The sequence below is a fragment of the Microvirga sp. M2 genome, assembly GCF_047497095.1.
GTDB lineage: Bacteria > Pseudomonadota > Alphaproteobacteria > Rhizobiales > Beijerinckiaceae > Microvirga.
In genome coordinates this window covers 1,838,026-1,855,641 of sequence record NZ_CP134064.1, presented here as the reverse complement: position 1 = coordinate 1,855,641, position 17,616 = coordinate 1,838,026, and the positions used below count along the sequence as shown (strand labels likewise).

Below are 17,616 nucleotides of genomic sequence, written 5' to 3'. Positions count from 1 at the left end.
CGCCTCGATCGGCGAGCGTTTCACGAGCCTCGACGGAGCGGGCGAATCCTTCAGGCGGATGGACATGGTGGCCTCGGGCGAATCGATGGACAGAACGGAACTAGAACAGAACAAATGAGGAACAAAATCAAGGTGCCTCCGGATGATCTTGTCGGCGACGTTTGCACCCGAAGGAGCTATAAGGTGGGACATGATCACCGTTCTCGTCCGCGTCGCCCATGGGCCCGAGGCCCTGGCCGCCACTCTGAGCGCTCTCGTGCCCGCGGTCGCTGCGGGGCTCGTGGGCGATGCGGTCATTCTGGCCGCCCGGCACGACGAGACCGTCGCGACGGTCGCCGACGCCGTAGGGGCCGATCTGGTGGTGACGGGGAATCTGTCCTGGGCGGACGGCGCCCGGGTCGCCCGGCGCGAATGGCTGCTCTGCCTTGAGGACGGCGATATCCCGCAGGAAGGCTGGATCCGGGTTCTCGACCGATTCGTGACGCTCTCGACACCCGAGCGGGGGCTCGCCCGGTTTCACCGTCAGGGCGCCGGCCCGGCGGGCTTCGTGCGCCGTGTTTTCGCACGCTCGTCAATTATGGCTGGCGATCTCGTTCATCGCCGCGTGCTGCTCAACGAGGTGAAAGCCCGCACCCCGGTGCGCCTGTCGGCCCGGATCGAGCGCGATCCTGTGTTCGGCTGATCAGCCTTTAAGCGTCCCGCGCTTCAGATGCTCGTCGAGGCGCGGCATGATCTCCACGAAATTGCAGGGGCGATAGCGGTAGTCAAGCTGCGTGAGGAGAATGCCGTCCCACGCGTCCTTGCAGGCCCCCGGCGAACCCGGAAGCACGAAGATGAAGGTCGCGTTCGCCACGCCCGCCGTCGCGCGCGACTGGATCGTGGAGGTTCCGATCTTGTCGTAGGAGATCCGGTGAAAGACGGCGGAAAAACCGTCCATGCGCTTCTCGAACAGGGGCTCGACGGCTTCGGGCGTGACGTCCCGGCCCGTGAACCCCGTGCCGCCCGTGGTGATGATCACGTCGATGGCCGGATCCGCGATCCAGCCCTTCACTTTCGCGCGGATGACGTCCACGTCGTCCTGCACGATGGCCCGGTCCCCGAGCCGATGGCCGGCCTTCGCGAGGCGCTCCGCGAGCGTCGATCCCGACTTGTCCTCATCGAGGGAGCGCGTGTCCGACACGGTGAGCACCGCGATGGATAAGGGAACGAAGGTGAGCGTTTCGTCGATGCCGGGCATGAGGCTTGAATCCGAGTGGGAGCATTCGCCTCTTTCGTCATACCCGGCCTTGCGCCGGGTATCCACGTCTTTGAGGCGCGGTGGTTCCCAAGACGTGGATGGCCGGGACGAGCGGCGTGAAGCCTTAAAGCCGCGCCGCCCTGAACGTGTCGCAGGCCTGGATCGAGCCGCTCTTCAAGCCGGTCGTGAGCCAGGTCACGCGCTGCTGCGAGGAGCCGTGGGTGAAGGAATCCGGCACGACCCGGCCCTGGCTCTGCTGCTGCAGCTTGTCGTCGCCGATCGCCGAGGCGGCGCGGATCGCCTCCTCGATGTCGCCCTGTTCGAGGGATTGCCAGCGCTGGTTGGAATGGTGAGCCCAGACGCCCGCCAGGCAATCGGCCATCAGCTCGACGCGCACCGAGAGCTGGTTCGCCTGGGACTGGCCGACCTCGCGCTGGCGCTCCTGGACGCGTGGCAGGATTCCGAGCTGGTTCTCCACATGGTGCCCGACCTCGTGGGCGAGCACATAGGCATAGGCAAAGTCGCCGCCCGCGCGGAACCGGCGCTGCATCTCCTCGAAGAAGGAGAGGTCTATATAGACGGTCTGATCGAGGGGGCAGTAGAACGGCCCCATGGCCGATTGGGCACCGCCGCAGCCCGAGCGCGTTGCTCCCGTGAACAGCACCATCTTCGGATTGGTGTATTGCTTGTTCGCCTGCTGGGGCAGAACCACCTTCCACACGTCTTCCGTGTTGCCGAGGATCGCGGCGGCGAAGCGTCCCGCGTCGTCCTGCGGCGTGCCCTGGCGGCCAGGCTGACTCTGCTGATAGCCCGACCCGCCGCCGTTGAGCATCTCGGCGCCGCCGATCAGAATGCGCGGGTCGATGCCGAGCGCCCAGCCGATCAGGCCCAGAACCACGATGGTGCCGATGCCGAGACCGCCTGCGCCGCCCATGCCCATGCCGCGACGGTCTTCCACATTGGACGAGGTTCGAAAGTCTTCCCAGCGCATGTTTCACCTACGAGCAGCGGCGTCACGTGCCGCAGGAACTTAAGGCGTGAGCATATAGCTCGGTTCCGGCCCGAGCCGAAGGAGGCTATTCCCGTCCGTCGAGAGCCCGCCTCACGGCCATGAAATCCCGCCAGCCGAGGCGCTTCTGCAGGGGCTGGCGCAGGAGATAGGCCGGGTGCAGCGTCGGCAGGGCCCGGATCTCGCGGCCGTCCTCCGTCTTATAGGCGAACCAGCGCCCACGGGTGCGCAGGATCCCGTCCTTGAGGCCGAGAAGATTTTGCGCCGCTGGGCCGCCGAGGCAGAGCAGGAATTCAGGCGAGGCCAGCTCGATCTGCCGGGCGATGAACGGCTTGCAGATCGCGACTTCCTGGGGGGTCGGGGTGCGGTTGCCCGGCGGCCGCCAGGGCACGATGTTGGCCACGTAGACCTGGCTGCGGTCGAGACCGATGGTGGCGAGCATCCGGTCGAGCAACTGGCCGGAGCGGCCCATGAAGGGCTTGCCGATCCGGTCCTCGTCCGCCCCCGGGGCTTCGCCCACCAGCATCACGCGGCCCTTGGGGTTGCCGTCGGCGAAGGCCAGGTTCTTGGCGGAGAATTTCAGGGTGCAGCCGTCGAACCCTGCGAGGATCGCCTCGAGTTCTTCCAGAGACTGCGCGTGTCGGGCCTGCTCGCGGGCGAGGCTCGCCACCTCGTCGGGCGCGCCGGCGGCCGCCTTGGGCAGGGTTCGGGGCAGGGTCTGGGGCAGCGGAGGCGAAGCGGATGAAGGGGCAGCGGCGGCGGCGCGCTGAGGGGCCTGACTTCTGAACTGAGCCGGTTCGGGCTTCGGCTCCGCGAAGCGATCGTGCGGGGTCTCGTCGAGGGCAAGATCCACCCCCGCCTCGACATGGAAGTCGAGGAGCGCCTTCAAAGCATCGTGGTCGGACGGGAGATCCTGCATGGGGTGTATGTAAGCATCCTCGGCCGGATGAACAACTCAGGTCCGCGCGTGCCGCGACGTCGTCGAGCGGACTTGCGCTCAGGATAGCAGGTCGAGGAGCGTCGGGCCATCGTCGCGCCTGGCGCCTTCGATGGCGAGAAGCCGGCGCTTGGTCATGTTGCCGCCATTGGCCGAGAAGCCGCCGAGCTTGCCGCCCGCCGCCACGACCCGGTGGCAGGGCACGATGATGGCGAAGGGATTTTTCCCGAGCGCCTGGCCGATCAGCCGGGCATTGTCGATTCCGAGCCGCGACGCGATCTCCCCGTAGGTCAGGACCCGGCCGGGCGGGATGGCGCGGGCGACGTCGTAGACACGCCGGTGAAGGTCGGGCACGCCTTCCAGCTCCAGAGGAACGGCGGACAGATCGCGCGCCTCGCCCTGCAGCAGGGCGATCACATCGGCGATGATCGCCTGGATGGCCGGCGGAGGAGGAGCTTCGGAGCTGCCCGGAAAACGCCTCGCCAAGCGGCTGCGCGTCCTGGGCGCATCGTCTTCCGGCAGCTGTACGCCGACGACGCCGCGACCGTTCCAGGCGAGGCCGCAGAAGCCGATGGACGTGTCGAAAAGCGTGTAGAACGCCTGACGGTCGGAAGGATCATCCTGCATGCGGCCATTGTAGGAGACCCGGAGGAGACGGACAACCGAAGGATTCGCCCGGCCGGGAACGCCGCAGGGGGAGGTCATGATCGGATTTCGGCATAACCTTATACTGAAAGGGAACTTTCAGCACAGGACCGATGAAGTTAGGAACAGTCCTCGACAAAGACAGGACTTGAGAAGGCGGGCGGACGGTTCATATGTAAACCGCCGGAAGCCCCCGGCTTTGAAGTCGCGTACAGGAGAACACTCATGTCCGATCTGCCCGCCCGTGAATCGATGGAATTCGACGTCGTCATCGTCGGCGCCGGTCCTGCGGGTCTGGCGACGGCCATCCGTCTCAAGCAGGAGGCCGCTTCGAGAGGGGCGGACATCTCCGTGGTCGTGGTGGAGAAAGGCTCCGAGGTCGGCGCGCACATTCTCTCCGGCGCGGTGGTCGACCCGATCGGCCTCGATGCCCTGCTGCCGGACTGGCGCACCGATCCGGACCGCCCTCTCACGACGCAAGTGACGGCTGACGAGTTCATGTATCTGGGCCATGCGGGCGGCGTGCGGCTGCCCAACCTGTTCATGCCCAAGCTCATGAACAACCACGGCAACTTCGTCGGCTCCCTCGGCAACGTCGCCCGCTATCTCGGCCGCAAGGCGGAGGAGCTCCGGGTCGAGATCTATCCGGGCTTTCCGGCGTCCGAGGTGCTGATCGAGGGCGGCAAGGTGGTGGGCGTCGCCACCGGCGACATGGGCATCGGCCGCGACGGCGAGCCCAATGCCAACTTCACCCGCGGCATGGAGCTGCGCGCCAAGTACACGATCCTCGGTGAGGGGGCGCGCGGCTCGCTCACCAAGCAGATGGTCGAACGCTTCGGCCTGAACCAGGGCCGCGACCACCAGAAATACGGCATCGGCATCAAGGAGCTCTGGCACGTCAAGCCGGAGAAGTTCCAGGCCGGACTGGTGCGCCATTCCATGGGCTGGCCCTTGCCGAACAACGCGGGCGGCGGCTCCTGGCTCTACCATTTCGACGACCATCTCGTGTCGGTCGGCTTCGTGGTGCACCTCAACTACAAGAACCCGACGCTCTCGCCCTTCGACGAGTTCCAGCGCTTCAAGACCCATCCGATGGTGCGCGACGTGTTCGAGGGCGCCAAGCGCATCGGCTACGGCGCGCGGGCCATCATGGAGGGCGGCTGGCAGTCGGTGCCGCGGCTGTCCTTCCCGGGCGGCTGCCTGGTCGGCGACAGTGCCGGCTTCGTGAACGTGCCGCGCATCAAGGGCAGCCACAACGCCGTGCTCTCGGGCATGCTCTGCGCCGACCACGTCTTCGCGGCGCTGCAGGCGGGCCGGGCCCACGACGAGGTTTCGTCCTACGAGGAGGCCTGGCGCTCCTCGCCCATCGGGGCGGACCTCAAGCGGGTGCGCAACGTCAAGCCGCTCTGGTCGAAATACGGCACGGCGGCGGGCGTGGCCTTGGGCGGTCTCGACATGTGGATGACGGAGCTGTTCGGCTGGTCGCCGTTCGGCACGATGAAGCACGGCAAGCCGGACCACCAGTGCCTGCTGCCCCTCGATCAGGTGAAGCCGATCCGATACGAGCGGCCGGACGGGGTGCTGACCTTCGACAAGCTCTCGTCGGTGTTCTTGTCCAACACCAATCACGAGGAGGACCAGCCGGTCCACCTGAAGGTGAAGGATATGGGCCTGCAGAAGGCGTCCGAGCATGACGTCTTCGGCGGCCCCTCGCAGCGCTACTGCCCGGCCGGGGTCTATGAGTGGGTGGAAGGCGAGGGCGGGGTGCGGTTCCAGATCAACGCGCAGAACTGTGTCCACTGCAAAACCTGCGACATCAAGGATCCGAACCAGAACATCGTCTGGACCACTCCGGAAGGCGGCGGCGGGCCCAACTACGTGAACATGTGAGCCGGCCAGCTCCTCCCGCCATGGGCCACTCGTGTCATGGCCGGGCTCGACCCGGCCGCCCCCGTTCTTTCCGACCGCAACGGGCCACAGACGTGGATCCCCGGACGGAGGCCGGGATAACCGGGGATGACGAGATTCCGATCGACCGTTCAGGTCCCGGGCAACGAACCCCATCCGCCCCTCACGAGGCTTTTACGCTCCCAGCGGCAATCTCCCCCCTTGCCGCCGCTAAGGGGAAACGCCATTCTCCGGCCTGATTTGGCGCACATCTCCTTCCTTCCTTGCCCTGAGATGTCGCGATGATTGGAGCCGCGCTTCGTGCCCACGTTCAAATTGCCTTTGACCCGCAAGGGTTTACCTGCACTCGTTTTGGTGGCGGCCGGCCTTCTGGCTTCGCCCGCCTTGGCGGTCAACACAGATCCAAACGAGGCTCTGACACCTGCCCAGAGCCTGGAGGGTAACTTTCTCTCGGCCTATGTGGCCGGCTCCGCCCGCGACACGGAAGCCGCCGCCCTGTATTTCCGCGAGGCCATCCAAGAGGATCCCGGCAATCAGGAGCTGCTTGAGCGTGGCTTCGTCGCGTTCCTCGGCAACGGTTCCATGCAGGAGGCCTATCGGGTCGCCGAGCGCCTCTCCAAGCGCGATTCGTCCAACAATCTCGCGCAGTTCGCCCTCGCGGTCCGCTCGATGAAGGCGCAGAAATACGCCGATGCCCGCACACGTCTCACCAAGGGAATGCGCGGCCGCCAGGCGGATCTCACCGCAACGCTCCTGACGGCCTGGGCTTATGCCGGGGCCAAGGACGGCAAGCAGGCGCTGGCGACGGTCGACAAGCTCAAGAGCGAGCGCGCCTTCAACCAGTTCCGCGAATACCACGCGGCCCTGATCGCCGACGTGGTCGGCAACACGAAGGAAGCCGAGAAGCGCTTCAAGGCCGCCTATGAGGGCGAGAAGAACACCTTGCAGGTGGTCGACGCCTATGGCCGCTTCCTGGCCAAGCAGGGCAAGAAGGACGAGGCGATCGCCGTCTACAAGGCCTTCGACGAACTCGCTCCGCGCCATCCCATCGTCAGGTCCGCGCTGGCGGCCCTGCAGGAGGGCAAGCCGCTCACGCCCCTCGTCACGAACGCGCAGGACGGCGCGGCCGAGCTGCTCTACGGCCTCGGCGTGGTGGGCAACACCCAGGGCGACGAGCTGACCGCCATCATCTATCTCCAGCTCGGCCTGGACCTGAAGCCGGACCATCCCCTCGCGCTGATCACCCTCGGCGACGTCTATGAGCGCCTCAAGCAATACGAGCAGGCGAACGCGATCTTCGAACGGGTCCCGAAGGACGCCCCGATCCGCACGAGCGCCGACATCGCCATCGGGCAGAACTATGAGCAGATGGGACGCGGCGAAGAGTCCATGGCCTATCTCGACAAGCTCATGAAGGAACGCCCTGACGACGTCGAAGTGGTGATGGCGCTCGGCAACGTGCAGCGTTCGCGCAAGAAGTTCGCGGAGGCGGCCGAGACCTACGGCCGGGCCATCGAGCTCGTCGGAACGCCGCAGCGCGGCCACTGGATCCTGTTCTTCTATCGCGGCACGTCCTACGAGCGGGCGAAGCAATGGGACAAGGCCGAAGCCGACCTCAAGAAATCGCTGGAGCTGGTCCCGGACAGCCTGCCGGCCGGTAAGGCCCAGGTGATGAACTATCTCGCCTATTCCTGGGTCGACCGGAACGAGAACATCGACGAGGCCTTCAAGATGCTCACGAAGGCCGTGGAACTCGCTCCCCGCGACGGCATGATCATCGATTCTCTCGGCTGGGCCTATTACCGCCTCGGACGCTACGAGGATGCGGTGCGGGAGCTGGAAAAGGCCGTCGAGCTCAAGGCGGGAGACCCGACGATCAACGATCACCTGGGCGACGCCTATTGGAAGGTCGGCCGCAAGATCGAGGCGAAGTTCCAATGGGATCACGCCAAGGCGTCGAATCCCGAGCCGGAAGATCTCGTGAAGATCCTCAAGAAGATCGACAACGGTCTGGAGGAGGATCCGAATCCCGCCGCGGCCGACAGCACGCCCGCTCCGGCTCCGGTCCCCGTGCCGCAGAGCGGCGGTTGATCCCGATTATCTCTCCGTTCCTCGTCATGGCCGGGCTTGTCCCGGCCATTCGCTTTTTTGCGCCTCTCGGCAGAACGAGACGTGGGTGCTCGGCGTGGGTGCTCGGCACGAGGCCGGGCATGACGGCATAGGATCCTTCTTCGGATCCTTCTTCCCATCCGTCTTTCACTCGGGCATGGAATGTGCATGTCCGAGCCCCTTGCCGATCATGCGCCCGCCAAGATCAACCTGACGCTCCATGTCCGGGGGCGGCGGGCGGACGGCTATCACGAACTCGAAAGTCTCGTAGCCTTCGCGGGTGTGGGGGACGACCTTAGGCTCGTGCCGGGGCCGCATCTCTCGCTGAGGGTCGGCGGCCCGACGGCCGCATCGGTGGGCGATCCCGCGGACAATCTCGTTCTGAAGGCCGCGCGCCTCCTGGCCGAGCGGGTGCCGGGCCTCGAGACCGGCGCTTTCCACCTCGTCAAGCGCCTGCCCGTCGCCGCGGGAATCGGCGGTGGATCATCCGACGCGGCGGCGGCCCTCAGATTGCTGGCGCAGCGCAACGATCTGCCTCTGTCGCATCCGGCTCTGCGCGAGGCGGCGCGGCTCACCGGCGCGGATGTGCCGGTCTGCCTCGATCCTCGGGCCCGGATGATGCGCGGAATCGGAGAGGAGCTCGGACCGCCTCTGGCGCTCCCGCGGCTTTTCGCCGTTTTGGTGAATCCGCGTGTGCCCGTCGAAACGCCTGCCGTGTTTGGGGCGCTCGGATTGCAGCCGGGGCAATCCCTGGGCGGCGAGGTGCATCCTGTTCCGGAAGCGGCTTCGATTCGTTCCTTGCTGGGAAGCCTGGAAGCTGCGCGCAACGATCTCGAAGCGCCTGCTCGCACGATTCAGCCGGTGATCGGGGAAGCGCTCGACCTCGTCGCCCGGACCGGGAACTGCCGCCTCGCCCGCATGTCGGGCTCGGGCGCGACCGTGTTCGGTCTCTATGACGATTCTCGGAGCGCCGCGGATGCCGCTCGCTTCATTCTCGGCCGCAGGCCGGGCTGGTGGGTGGAGGCGACGAGCCTCGATTGAGCCTCGATCCGATACCGACTGCTCAGCGGTCTTCCTCGTCCTTCTTGGTCCGGCGGGCCTAAGACGTGAATGGCCGGCGCAGGGCCGGCCATTCACGTCGATGAAAGACTTAAACCTCTCGAAGATCTTACCAGGCCGGGATGATGGCGCCCTTGAAGCGCTCTTCCAGGAACTTGGCGACTTCCGGAGACTGGTAGGACTCCACGAAGGTTTTGATCTCCGTCCGATTCTCGTCGCCCTGACGGGCCGCGATGAAGTTCGCGTAAGGGTTGCCCTCGCGCTTCTCGACCGCGATCGTGTCCTTGCGGATGTCGAGGCCGGCATTGAGCGCATGGTCGGTGTTGATCACCGCCGCATCGAGGTCGGGCAGGGCGCGGGGCAGCTGCGCGGCATCGAGTTCGGAGAACTGGATGTTCTTCGGGTTCTCGGCGATGTCGAGCAGGCTCGGCGACAGGCCCTTGCCGTCCTTCAGCTTGATCAGGCCTTCCTGAGCCAAAAGGTTCAGCGCACGGCCGCCGTTGCTCGGATCGTTCGGAAGGCCGATCTTCGCCCCCTTCGGCAGGTCGGCGACGGATTTCACCTTGGACGAGTAGAGGCCGATCGGCTGCACGAAGGTAAAGCCCACGGGCACGATCTTGTAGCCGCGCGCCGCGATCTGCGCATCGAGATAGGGCTTGTGCTGGAAGGCGTTGGCATCGAGGTCCTTGCGCTCCAGCGCTTCGTTCACGAGGGCGTAATCGGAGAAGGGAACGAGCTCGACATCGAGACCCTTGCCGGCGGCGACCTTCTTGACGACCTGCGCCACCTCCTCCTCGGCCCCGGACATGACGCCGACCTTGATGCTTTTCTGCTGGGCGGCGGCGGGGAGTGCCACGGCGAGAGCTGCTCCGAGCGCGACGGTCGCGGACAGGAGCGTGCGGCGAGTGAAAACGGACATAGGACTACCTTTCGGGCAAGATCTGTCGGGCAAGATCTGTCCGGGCCTCAACACGAAGCCGGACATGTGGTTCGGGGAAGGTGAGGATCGGTCAGGACGCGATGCGACAACACCGCTCGGCGCGGGAATGCCGGTGGATCGGTCTCGATGCCGACATGAATGGTGGGCGCATCATGGCCAGTCGTCCCTCGTGAACCACGAGGCGGAAGCCGCTCGTGGCGCTTTAGCCTTTGATGACGCGGGGCAAGCTGCTCGTCTCAAATCACCGCGGGCCCGAGGGGGCCAGGCCGCCTCGGGACAGGGATGTTTGTATCTCGGTCGATTTTTATGTCAATCGAATTGTTCTGTAAAAAGAACAATCCTGCCATGCTCAATGCGCTCGGGCGATGCAGAAATCGACCGTGTCGAGCAGGGCCTGCTTCATGGGGCTCGACGGGAAGAGGGCGAGTGCGTCCCGCGCCATCGAGCCGTAATGGCGGGCGCGCTCGATGGTATCCTCCAGGGCCTTGTGCCGGCGCATGATCGCGACGGCCTGCTCAAGGTCGCCATCCTGGATCTCTCCCTGCTCGAGCACGCGCTTCCAGAAGGTGCGCTCCTCCGCAGACCCGCGGCGGAAGGACAGAACGACCGGAAGCGTAATCTTTCCTTCGCGGAAATCGTCGCCCAGGTTCTTGCCCAGCGTCGCAGCCTTGCCGCCATAATCGAGGGCGTCGTCCACGAGCTGAAAGGCGATGCCGAGATTCATGCCGTAGGAGCGGCAGGCGGCCTGCTCCGCCTTCGGCCGGCTGGCGATCACGGGACCGACCTCGCAGGCGGCGGCGAAGAGTTCCGCCGTCTTGCCCCGGATGACGGCGAGATACTCGTCTTCGGTGGTTTCGGTGTTCTTGGCGGCGGCAAGCTGCATCACCTCGCCTTCCGCGATCACGGTCGCGGCGGCGGAGAGAATGTCGAGGGCGCGCAGCGAGCCCACTTCCACCATCATGCGGAAGGCTTGGCCCAGGAGAAAATCTCCCACGAGCACGCTGGCCTCGTTGCCCCATTTGATACGGGCTGCGATCTTGCCGCGGCGCATGTCGCTCTCGTCCACCACATCGTCGTGGAGCAGGGTGGCCGTGTGCATGAACTCGACGGCGGCCGCGAGCTTCACATGGCCGTCGCCCTCGTATCCGGACAGGCCGGCGGTCGCGAGGGTGAGCATGGGGCGCAGGCGCTTGCCGCCGGAGGAGATGAGGTGATTGGCCACCTCCGGAATCATGGTGACCTCGGATCCCGTCCTGGACAGGATCATCGCATTGACCCGCTGCATGTCGGCGGCCACAAGGGAGACGAGCTTCTCGATGCCCGCATTCTTTTCAGGATGCTTATCTTCGAAAGGAACGACGACGCCCACGTCTCAAACCCGGGTTGCCGGCCGGCATGGCCGGTAGGAATATGATTCACCGTGGCATGGCACTTTCCATGCCGCAATGCAAACACTTGCCACAGAGGAAAGTTGTCAGCCAATGGTCGAAATCGTCCGCACCAACGATCTCGTGCTGGTCGGCTTCCTACAATCCTTATTGGAGAACGCCAATATCTCCGTGCTTGTGGCAGACATGCATATCAGCGCTCTGGAGGGGATGATCGGCGCTTTTCCCAGGCGGCTCCTGGTGCCCGACGACGATGCGGATCAGGCCCGTCGGCTGATCCGCGAGGCGGGTCTCGAAGGCGAATTGCGCCAAGGATAGTTGGCCGAGGATAGTTGCATGAGTGAGTTCACGGAAGATTGTTTGCTCGGCGGGCGCGTATCCCTGATCCAGCCCGCCAAGGGGCATCGGGCCGGGACGGATGCCGTGCTGCTCGCCGCTTCGGCTTTCGTAAAAGCTGGGGACAGCGTGGTCGACATCGGCGCATCCACCGGGGCCGTGGGCCTGATGGTGGCGGCCCGCGAACGCCAGGTGAGACTCGCCTTCGTCGAGCGGGACGCGGCTCTCGCCGATCTGTGCCGCCGGAATTGCCGCGAGAACGAGGTCGAGGCCGAAATTTACGTTACCGATGTCCTCGACAAGGCCGCCCGCCGCTCAGCGGGCCTGCATCCCGAAACAGCCGATCTGGTCGTGACCAATCCGCCTTTTCTGGAAGAGGGACAGGCGCGAATTTCTCCGGACGAGGGAAGGGCGGCCGCCCATGCGCTGCCCGCGGGTGGCCTGGAAGGCTGGCTCAAGGCATGTCTGGGCCTGCTCAAGCCCAAGGGCCGTTTCGCCCTGATCCACCGGGCCGATCGGCTGGCCTCGTGCCTTGAAGGGTTGTGCGGTCCGCTGGGGGAGGTGAAGCTGCGCTTCGTGCATCCGAGCGCCGAGAAGCCTGCGATTCGTGTCCTCATTTCCGGCACGAAGGCGAGCCGGGCTCCCTTGACGATCCTGCCGCCTCTCATTCTCAACGGGCCTGACGGGCGCTTTTCGCCTCAGGCCCTGGCCCTGCACCTGGGAGAGGCGGATCTCCTCTGATACGATGAAAAAGGGCGCCTTCCGGCGCCCTTCTCGAGATTACCAGCGATAGCCTGGCCCGCGGGCGGTGCGGCAGACCTCGATGGGACGGCGGACCCAGCGATAGCCGTTCCAGACGCGCCGGGGCTCGACCCAGCAGCGGCGCACCACCTGGGTCGGGCGATAGCCGTAGCCATGACCGCGATAATGCGGCCGGCGATATTCCTGGCGCACCACGACGGGCCCTTGCCGGTACCCGTAGCCGTAATAGGGCTGAGCCTCCGCCTGGGGGGCGGCCAGGCCGGCGACCCCGAGGGTGGCACATCCCAGAAGTCCGAAAAGAAGCTTGCGCATGTCGTTTCTCCTTGGCCGTTTCGGGCTCGTATCCGGAGCGGCCGGTGAGTGAATCTCCTCGATGCCCATTTTCTAAGGGGATTTAACTGAACGAACGCCGAAGGTTTCCCTAACGGTATGTTCATCTTGGGAAGCTGTGCTTCATGCCCTACATGTGAGCCATGGCCCAGACATCCCTCTCATCCGTGCTTCCCGCCCGTCTTCAGTTCCTTCTGCCGAGCCGGTACCGCAGCTATCGCGATCCCATCGTGCCGATCGTTCGCTTGTCGGGCCCCATCGGGGCGGTCATGCCGCTCCGCTCGGGGCTGGCCATCGCGAACGTGGCGCAGATGCTGGAACGGGCGTTTTCCGTTCCGGGCGCGAAGGCCGTGGCCATCGTGGTCAATTCGCCCGGCGGATCGGCTGCCCAGTCGCACCTGATCTTCAAGCGCATCCGCGCTCTGGCGGACGAGAAGAAGATCCCGGTCCTCGCCTTCGTGGAGGACGCGGCCGCTTCCGGCGGCTACATGATCGCCTGCGCGGCGGATGAGATTTTCGCGGATCCCGCCTCCATCGTGGGCTCCATCGGGGTGGTGTCGGCGGGCTTCGGATTCCAGGAACTCCTTGCCCGCATCGGCGTGGAGCGGCGCGTTCATACGGCCGGCCAGAACAAGGCGATGCTCGACCCGTTCAGGCCGGAGAACCCGGAGGACGTCGCCCGTCTCAAGGGCCTTCAGCTCAAGATTCACGAGGTGTTCGTCGATCTTGTCCGCACCCGCCGGGGCGAGAGGCTCAACGATTCCTACGAGGACCTCTTTTCCGGTGCTTTCTGGGTCGGGGCGGAGGCTCTGGATCTCGGCCTCGTCGACGGCCTGGGCGATGCCCGCTCCGTCCTGCGCGAGCGCTTCGGGGACAAGGTGCAGCTGCGCATGATCGAGCCGGCCCGCCCGCCTTTGCTGGGCCGTCTGCTCGGACGCCGGTCGGTGACCGGGGGAGGCCTGATCGATCCGGGCGAAATCGTCGGGGCCCTGGAGGAGCGGGCGGCCTGGGCGCGGCTCGGGTTGTAGGGCCCCGGTCTGCCTGCGCCCGTCGGAGGCAGCCACGCCTTGGGAAACTGTGCAGGAGCAGGACGTGGATGGCCGGATCACGTCCGGCCATGTCGGCAAGTACATCCTGCTGCACCCTGCGCTTGACTTGAGACGCCCGCCATCCCAAGGGTTCGCCAGACCTTTTCTTCAGACCGGACGCCATTGATGACGAGCGAACCCGCGCACATGAATCCCGCGCGCTCTTTCCAGGGCCTGATTCTCACGCTCCAGCGCTACTGGGCCGAGCAGGGCTGCGTCATTCTCCAGCCCTACGACATGGAGGTCGGCGCAGGCACCTTCCATCCCGCCACGACCTTGAGGGCCCTGGGTCCCAAGCCCTGGCGCGCGGCCTATGTGCAGCCCTCCCGCCGTCCGAAGGACGGGCGCTACGGCGAGAATCCGAACCGCCTTCAGCATTACTACCAGTTCCAGGTGATCCTGAAGCCGAACCCGCCGAACCTGCAGGATCTCTATCTCGGGTCCCTGAAGGCGATCGGCATCGACACGGCGGTCCACGACGTCCGTTTCGTCGAGGACGACTGGGAAAGCCCGACGCTCGGCGCCTGGGGGCTGGGATGGGAATGCTGGTGCGACGGCATGGAAGTGTCCCAGTTCACCTACTTCCAGCAGGTGGCGGGCTTCGAGTGCTCGCCGGTCGCCGGCGAACTGACCTACGGGCTCGAGCGCCTCGCCATGTACCTGCAGGGCGTGGAATCGATCTACGACCTCAACTTCAACGGCCTGGAAGGCGACCGCAAGGTCACCTACGGCGAGGTGTTTCTGCAGGCGGAGCAGGAATATTCGCGCCACAATTTCGAATATGCCGACACGGAGATGCTGTTCCGTCACTTCCGCGACGCGGAAGCCGCCTGCCGCAAATATCTCGAGGCGGGCGAGCCGGGGTCAGGCTCGAACGACAGCCGTCACCTCATGGCGCTGCCGGCCTATGATCAATGCATCAAGGCGAGCCACGTGTTCAACCTGCTCGACGCGCGCGGCGTGATCTCGGTCACCGAGCGCCAGAGCTACATCCTGCGCGTCCGCGAGTTGGCGAAGGCGTGCGGCGCGGCATGGCTGAAGACCGAGGGCGGGGGTATGGCTGCGTGAAACACCGCCGTATTCCCTCCCCCTTGCGGGGAGGGCTAGGGTGGGGGTGTCGGCTCCGCAAGACCAAGCTTCAAACTCCTATGCCCCGAACGACAAAAGCAGGAACTCTCCGCTCCAGAGCGCTTCGCAAGCGGATGACCGACGCCGAGAAGCGTCTCTGGTGGCACCTGGAGCGTATTCCGCTCGCCGATACGCATTTTCGCAAGCAGGCTCCTATCGGTCCTTATGTGGCGGACTTCGTTTGCCATAGAGCCAAGCTGGTCCTGGAGGTCGATGGAAGCCAACACGGCCTCGAAGCCGGTCTTCAGGCCGATTCGGCACGAAGCGCCTGGCTGATGAACAAAGGCTACCGGGTTCTTCGATTTTGGAACCATGAAGTGATGAACCAGATCGATGTCGTGCTCGACACGATCTATGCGGCTCTTTACACCGCATCTTCGAACGGCGCTGGCGCCGACACCCCCACCCCTAACCCCTCCCCACAAGGGGGAGGGGAATAGAGCGGCGAACCGATTATGCCCGATCTTCTCCTTGAACTCTTTTCCGAAGAAATTCCCGCCCGCATGCAGCGCCGCGCGGCGGAGGATCTGAAGAAGCTCGTCACGGACGCGCTGGTGGAGCGCGGCTTCCTCTACGAGGGGGCGCAGGCGTTCTCCACGCCGCGCCGCCTCGCGCTCACCGTCCTGGGGCTGCCCGTGAAGGGGCAGGACGTGCGCGAGGAGCGCAAGGGTCCGCGCGTCGGCTCGCCCGATGCGGCGATTCAGGGCTTCCTGAAGGGAGCGGGGCTCGCCTCGATCGACCAGGCGAGGATCGAGAGCGATCCGAAGAAGGGCGAGTTCTATGTCGCCGTGATCGAGAAGCCCGGCCGCGCGACGACGGACGTGCTGGCCGAGATCCTGCCGCAGATCATCAAGACGTTCCCCTGGCCGAAATCGATGCGCTGGGGTGCCGCTTCCGCCGAGCCCGGCTCGTTGCGCTGGGTGCGTCCCCTGCAATCGGTTCTGTGCACCTTCGGGCCCGAAACGGAGGATCCGGAAGTCGTACGCTTCGAGGTGGACGGCATCGTCTCCGGCGATGTGACCTACGGGCACCGTTTCCTCGCGCCGGGCCAGATCCGGGTGAAGCGCTTCGACGATTACGTGCCTGCGCTCGAGCGCGCGAAGGTCGTGCTCGATGCGGATCGCCGCAAGGACATGATTCTGCACGACGCGAAGGACCTTGCTTTCGCGCAAGGGCTCGAACTCGTCGAGGACGAGGGGCTGCTGGAGGAGGTCGCCGGCCTCGTCGAATGGCCGGTGGTGCTCATGGGCTCGTTCGACGAAGCCTTTCTCGCCATACCGCCGGAGGTGATCCGCACCACCATCCGGGCGAATCAGAAATGCTTCGTGCTGCGCGATTCCGCCAGCGGCAAGCTCGCCAGCCGTTTTCTCCTGACGTCCAACCTCGCCGCCAGCGACGGCGGCGCGACGATCGTCGGCGGCAACGAGCGCGTGGTGCGGGCCCGTCTGTCCGACGCCAAGTTCTTCTGGGAGACGGACCAGCGCGTGAAGCTGGAAGACCGGCTGGAAAAGCTCAAGGCCATCGTCTTCCACGAAAAGCTCGGTACGCAATACGAGCGTGTCGAGCGCATCGCGGCGCTTGCCAGGGAGCTTGCTCCCATCGTCGGAGCGGATCCGTCCCTGGCCGAGCGCGCCGCGCATCTCGCCAAGGCCGATCTCGTCACCGAGATGGTCGGCGAGTTCCCCGAGCTGCAGGGCCTCATGGGCCGCTACTATGCGACCCTGCAGGGCGAGAACCCCTCCGTCGCCGCCGCCATCGAAGAGCACTACAAGCCTCTCGGCCCCTCCGACCGCGTGCCGACCGATCCCGTTTCGGTCGCCGTGGCCCTCGCCGACAAGATCGACACGCTCGTGGGCTTTTGGGCCATCGACGAGAAGCCGACCGGCTCGAAGGATCCCTATGCCTTGCGCCGCGCCGCTCTGGGCGTCATCAGGCTGGTGCTCGAGAACAACATCAAGCTGCCGCTGATCTCTCTGCTCGCGAAGCCGTTCGCCCGGGACGCGAAGGACGTTCTGTTCGAGGAGTTCCTCCAGGCCAGGAAGCTCGTCGAGGCGATCGAGGACAGCGCCTTCGCTCCGCTCGTCTCGCATCCTGCGCTCCCGGACCTCGAATCGATCTTCCGCCAGAGGCAGCTGGGGAATGCGGAGAGCCTGGCGCGCATCATGTATGTGCGTTCGCTCGACCTGCTCTCCTTCTTCGCCGACCGGCTGAAGGTCTATCTCCGCGATCAGGGTGCGCGTCACGATCTCATCGACGCCGTGTTCGCGCTCGAAGGACAGGACGACCTGCTCATGATCGTTCGCCGCGTCGAGGCGCTCGGCCGCTTCCTCGACACCGAGGATGGCGCGAATCTCCTCGCGGGCTACCGCCGTGCGGCGAACATCCTGCGCATCGAGGAGAAGAAGGACGGACGCTCCTATGACGAGGCTCCCGATCTCCAAATCGTGAACGATCACGGTCAGATCGAGGAAAAGGCCCTCGCCGTCGTTCTTCACGGCGCGAAGGAAGAGGCGAGGAAGGCCGTCGAATCGGAGGATTTCGAGGGTGCGATGCGGGCCTTGTCCCGCCTGCGCCAGCCTGTCGACGCGTTTTTCGACAAGGTGACGGTGAATGCGGATGATCCGATCCTTCGGGCCAACCGTCTGCGCCTGCTCAACAGCATCCGCGAGGCGACGCGCACGGTGGCGGACTTCTCGCGGATCGAAGGGTAACAGAGTTAAATTCCCGGAAAGGTGTTGCA

At 65.4% G+C, this 17,616-nt stretch carries 17 protein-coding genes; 10 read left to right on the top strand and 7 right to left on the bottom strand.

The genetic code is table 11. The features are described 5' to 3' along the window. The first annotated feature begins 190 nt into the window (after positions 1–190). Complete coding sequence (locus RE429_RS28155) at positions 191–682, top strand: hypothetical protein (RefSeq protein WP_414475013.1); 492 nt, start codon at positions 191–193, stop codon at positions 680–682. On the opposite strand, the gene moaB is transcribed toward RE429_RS28155, so the two are convergent. The 4 genes from moaB to RE429_RS28135 all read right to left on the bottom strand — a co-directional run bounded on the left by moaB (position 683) and on the right by RE429_RS28135 (position 3,888). Next, positions 683–1,237: a molybdenum cofactor biosynthesis protein B gene (gene moaB / locus RE429_RS28150; RefSeq protein ID WP_414475012.1), complete on the bottom strand. Its 555-nt coding sequence runs from the start codon at positions 1,235–1,237 to the stop codon at positions 683–685. Positions 1,238–1,361: 124 nt separating this feature from the next. Further along, complete coding sequence (locus tag RE429_RS28145; protein ID WP_414475011.1) at positions 1,362–2,228, bottom strand: neutral zinc metallopeptidase; 867 nt, start codon at positions 2,226–2,228, stop codon at positions 1,362–1,364. 85 nt (positions 2,229–2,313) lie between these two features. Further along, positions 2,314–3,165, bottom strand: a complete 852-nt coding sequence (locus RE429_RS28140) for a uracil-DNA glycosylase (RefSeq protein WP_414475010.1) — start codon at positions 3,163–3,165, stop codon at positions 2,314–2,316. A gap of 78 nt (positions 3,166–3,243) precedes the next feature. Continuing rightward, positions 3,244–3,888: a methylated-DNA--[protein]-cysteine S-methyltransferase gene (locus tag RE429_RS28135; protein ID WP_414475009.1), complete on the bottom strand. Its 645-nt coding sequence runs from the start codon at positions 3,886–3,888 to the stop codon at positions 3,244–3,246. A 165-nt stretch (positions 3,889–4,053) separates the two neighbouring features. Here RE429_RS28135 and RE429_RS28130 point away from each other — a divergent pair, with 165 nt between their 5' ends. The 3 genes from RE429_RS28130 to RE429_RS28120 all read left to right on the top strand — a co-directional run bounded on the left by RE429_RS28130 (position 4,054) and on the right by RE429_RS28120 (position 8,886). Then, positions 4,054–5,718, top strand: coding sequence for an electron transfer flavoprotein-ubiquinone oxidoreductase (locus RE429_RS28130; RefSeq protein ID WP_414475008.1), 1,665 nt, complete (start codon positions 4,054–4,056; stop codon positions 5,716–5,718). 318 nt (positions 5,719–6,036) lie between these two features. Further along, positions 6,037–7,827, top strand: coding sequence for a tetratricopeptide repeat protein (locus RE429_RS28125; RefSeq protein WP_414475006.1), 1,791 nt, complete (start codon positions 6,037–6,039; stop codon positions 7,825–7,827). Between the two features lie 186 nt (positions 7,828–8,013). After that, entirely contained in the window at positions 8,014–8,886 is an 873-nt protein-coding gene (locus RE429_RS28120) for a 4-(cytidine 5'-diphospho)-2-C-methyl-D-erythritol kinase (protein ID WP_414475004.1), read from the top strand. 127 nt (positions 8,887–9,013) lie between these two features. On the opposite strand, the gene RE429_RS28115 is transcribed toward RE429_RS28120, so the two are convergent. Together RE429_RS28115 and RE429_RS28110 are read right to left on the bottom strand one after the other, a co-directional pair. After that, a complete protein-coding gene (locus RE429_RS28115) occupies positions 9,014–9,823 on the bottom strand; it encodes a MetQ/NlpA family ABC transporter substrate-binding protein (protein ID WP_414475003.1) in 810 nt (269 codons plus the stop codon). A gap of 370 nt (positions 9,824–10,193) precedes the next feature. Beyond that, entirely contained in the window at positions 10,194–11,213 is a 1,020-nt protein-coding gene (locus RE429_RS28110) for a polyprenyl synthetase family protein (RefSeq protein WP_414475002.1), read from the bottom strand. A gap of 112 nt (positions 11,214–11,325) precedes the next feature. On the opposite strand from RE429_RS28110, the gene RE429_RS28105 reads away from it, so the two are divergent. Continuing rightward, complete coding sequence (locus RE429_RS28105) at positions 11,326–11,550, top strand: DUF2007 domain-containing protein (RefSeq protein WP_414475001.1); 225 nt, start codon at positions 11,326–11,328, stop codon at positions 11,548–11,550. A gap of 18 nt (positions 11,551–11,568) precedes the next feature. Then, the gene (locus RE429_RS28100) at positions 11,569–12,309 is read left to right on the top strand and encodes a tRNA1(Val) (adenine(37)-N6)-methyltransferase (RefSeq protein WP_414475000.1); all 741 of its coding nucleotides are present in this window, start codon (positions 11,569–11,571) and stop codon (positions 12,307–12,309) included. 39 nt (positions 12,310–12,348) lie between these two features. Here RE429_RS28100 and RE429_RS28095 read toward each other — a convergent pair whose 3' ends face one another. After that, positions 12,349–12,642, bottom strand: a complete 294-nt coding sequence (locus RE429_RS28095) for a hypothetical protein (protein WP_414474998.1) — start codon at positions 12,640–12,642, stop codon at positions 12,349–12,351. 161 nt (positions 12,643–12,803) lie between these two features. Here RE429_RS28095 and RE429_RS28090 point away from each other — a divergent pair, with 161 nt between their 5' ends. The 4 genes from RE429_RS28090 to glyS all read left to right on the top strand — a co-directional run bounded on the left by RE429_RS28090 (position 12,804) and on the right by glyS (position 17,587). Further along, a complete protein-coding gene (locus RE429_RS28090) occupies positions 12,804–13,688 on the top strand; it encodes a S49 family peptidase (RefSeq protein ID WP_414474997.1) in 885 nt (294 codons plus the stop codon). A 186-nt stretch (positions 13,689–13,874) separates the two neighbouring features. Next, the gene (locus RE429_RS28085; RefSeq protein ID WP_414474996.1) at positions 13,875–14,816 is read left to right on the top strand and encodes a glycine--tRNA ligase subunit alpha; all 942 of its coding nucleotides are present in this window, start codon (positions 13,875–13,877) and stop codon (positions 14,814–14,816) included. Between the two features lie 134 nt (positions 14,817–14,950). Next, a complete protein-coding gene (locus tag RE429_RS28080) occupies positions 14,951–15,316 on the top strand; it encodes an endonuclease domain-containing protein (protein WP_414474995.1) in 366 nt (121 codons plus the stop codon). A 15-nt stretch (positions 15,317–15,331) separates the two neighbouring features. Beyond that, entirely contained in the window at positions 15,332–17,587 is a 2,256-nt protein-coding gene (glyS, locus tag RE429_RS28075; RefSeq protein ID WP_414474994.1) for a glycine--tRNA ligase subunit beta, read from the top strand. Positions 17,588–17,616 lie beyond the last annotated feature (29 nt).

Bases quoted from the DNA above. Each gene is read 5' to 3' on its own strand.
- RE429_RS28130 (WP_414475008.1), top strand. From the start codon at position 4,054: ATGTCCGATCTGCCCGCCCGTGAATCGATGGAATTCGACGTCGTCATC.
- RE429_RS28085 (WP_414474996.1), top strand. From the start codon at position 13,875: ATGACGAGCGAACCCGCGCACATGAATCCCGCGCGCTCTTTCCAGGGC.
- RE429_RS28090 (WP_414474997.1), top strand. From the start codon at position 12,804: ATGGCCCAGACATCCCTCTCATCCGTGCTTCCCGCCCGTCTTCAGTTC.
- RE429_RS28140 (WP_414475010.1), bottom strand. From the start codon at position 3,165: ATGCAGGATCTCCCGTCCGACCACGATGCTTTGAAGGCGCTCCTCGAC.
- RE429_RS28115 (WP_414475003.1), bottom strand. From the start codon at position 9,823: ATGTCCGTTTTCACTCGCCGCACGCTCCTGTCCGCGACCGTCGCGCTC.
- RE429_RS28155 (WP_414475013.1), top strand. From the start codon at position 191: ATGATCACCGTTCTCGTCCGCGTCGCCCATGGGCCCGAGGCCCTGGCC.
- RE429_RS28080 (WP_414474995.1), top strand. From the start codon at position 14,951: ATGACCGACGCCGAGAAGCGTCTCTGGTGGCACCTGGAGCGTATTCCG.
- RE429_RS28105 (WP_414475001.1), top strand. From the start codon at position 11,326: ATGGTCGAAATCGTCCGCACCAACGATCTCGTGCTGGTCGGCTTCCTA.
- RE429_RS28095 (WP_414474998.1), bottom strand. From the start codon at position 12,642: ATGCGCAAGCTTCTTTTCGGACTTCTGGGATGTGCCACCCTCGGGGTC.
- RE429_RS28120 (WP_414475004.1), top strand. From the start codon at position 8,014: ATGTCCGAGCCCCTTGCCGATCATGCGCCCGCCAAGATCAACCTGACG.
- RE429_RS28145 (WP_414475011.1), bottom strand. From the start codon at position 2,228: ATGCGCTGGGAAGACTTTCGAACCTCGTCCAATGTGGAAGACCGTCGC.
- moaB (WP_414475012.1), bottom strand. From the start codon at position 1,237: ATGCCCGGCATCGACGAAACGCTCACCTTCGTTCCCTTATCCATCGCG.
- RE429_RS28100 (WP_414475000.1), top strand. From the start codon at position 11,569: ATGAGTGAGTTCACGGAAGATTGTTTGCTCGGCGGGCGCGTATCCCTG.
- RE429_RS28135 (WP_414475009.1), bottom strand. From the start codon at position 3,888: ATGACCTCCCCCTGCGGCGTTCCCGGCCGGGCGAATCCTTCGGTTGTC.
- glyS (WP_414474994.1), top strand. From the start codon at position 15,332: ATGCCCGATCTTCTCCTTGAACTCTTTTCCGAAGAAATTCCCGCCCGC.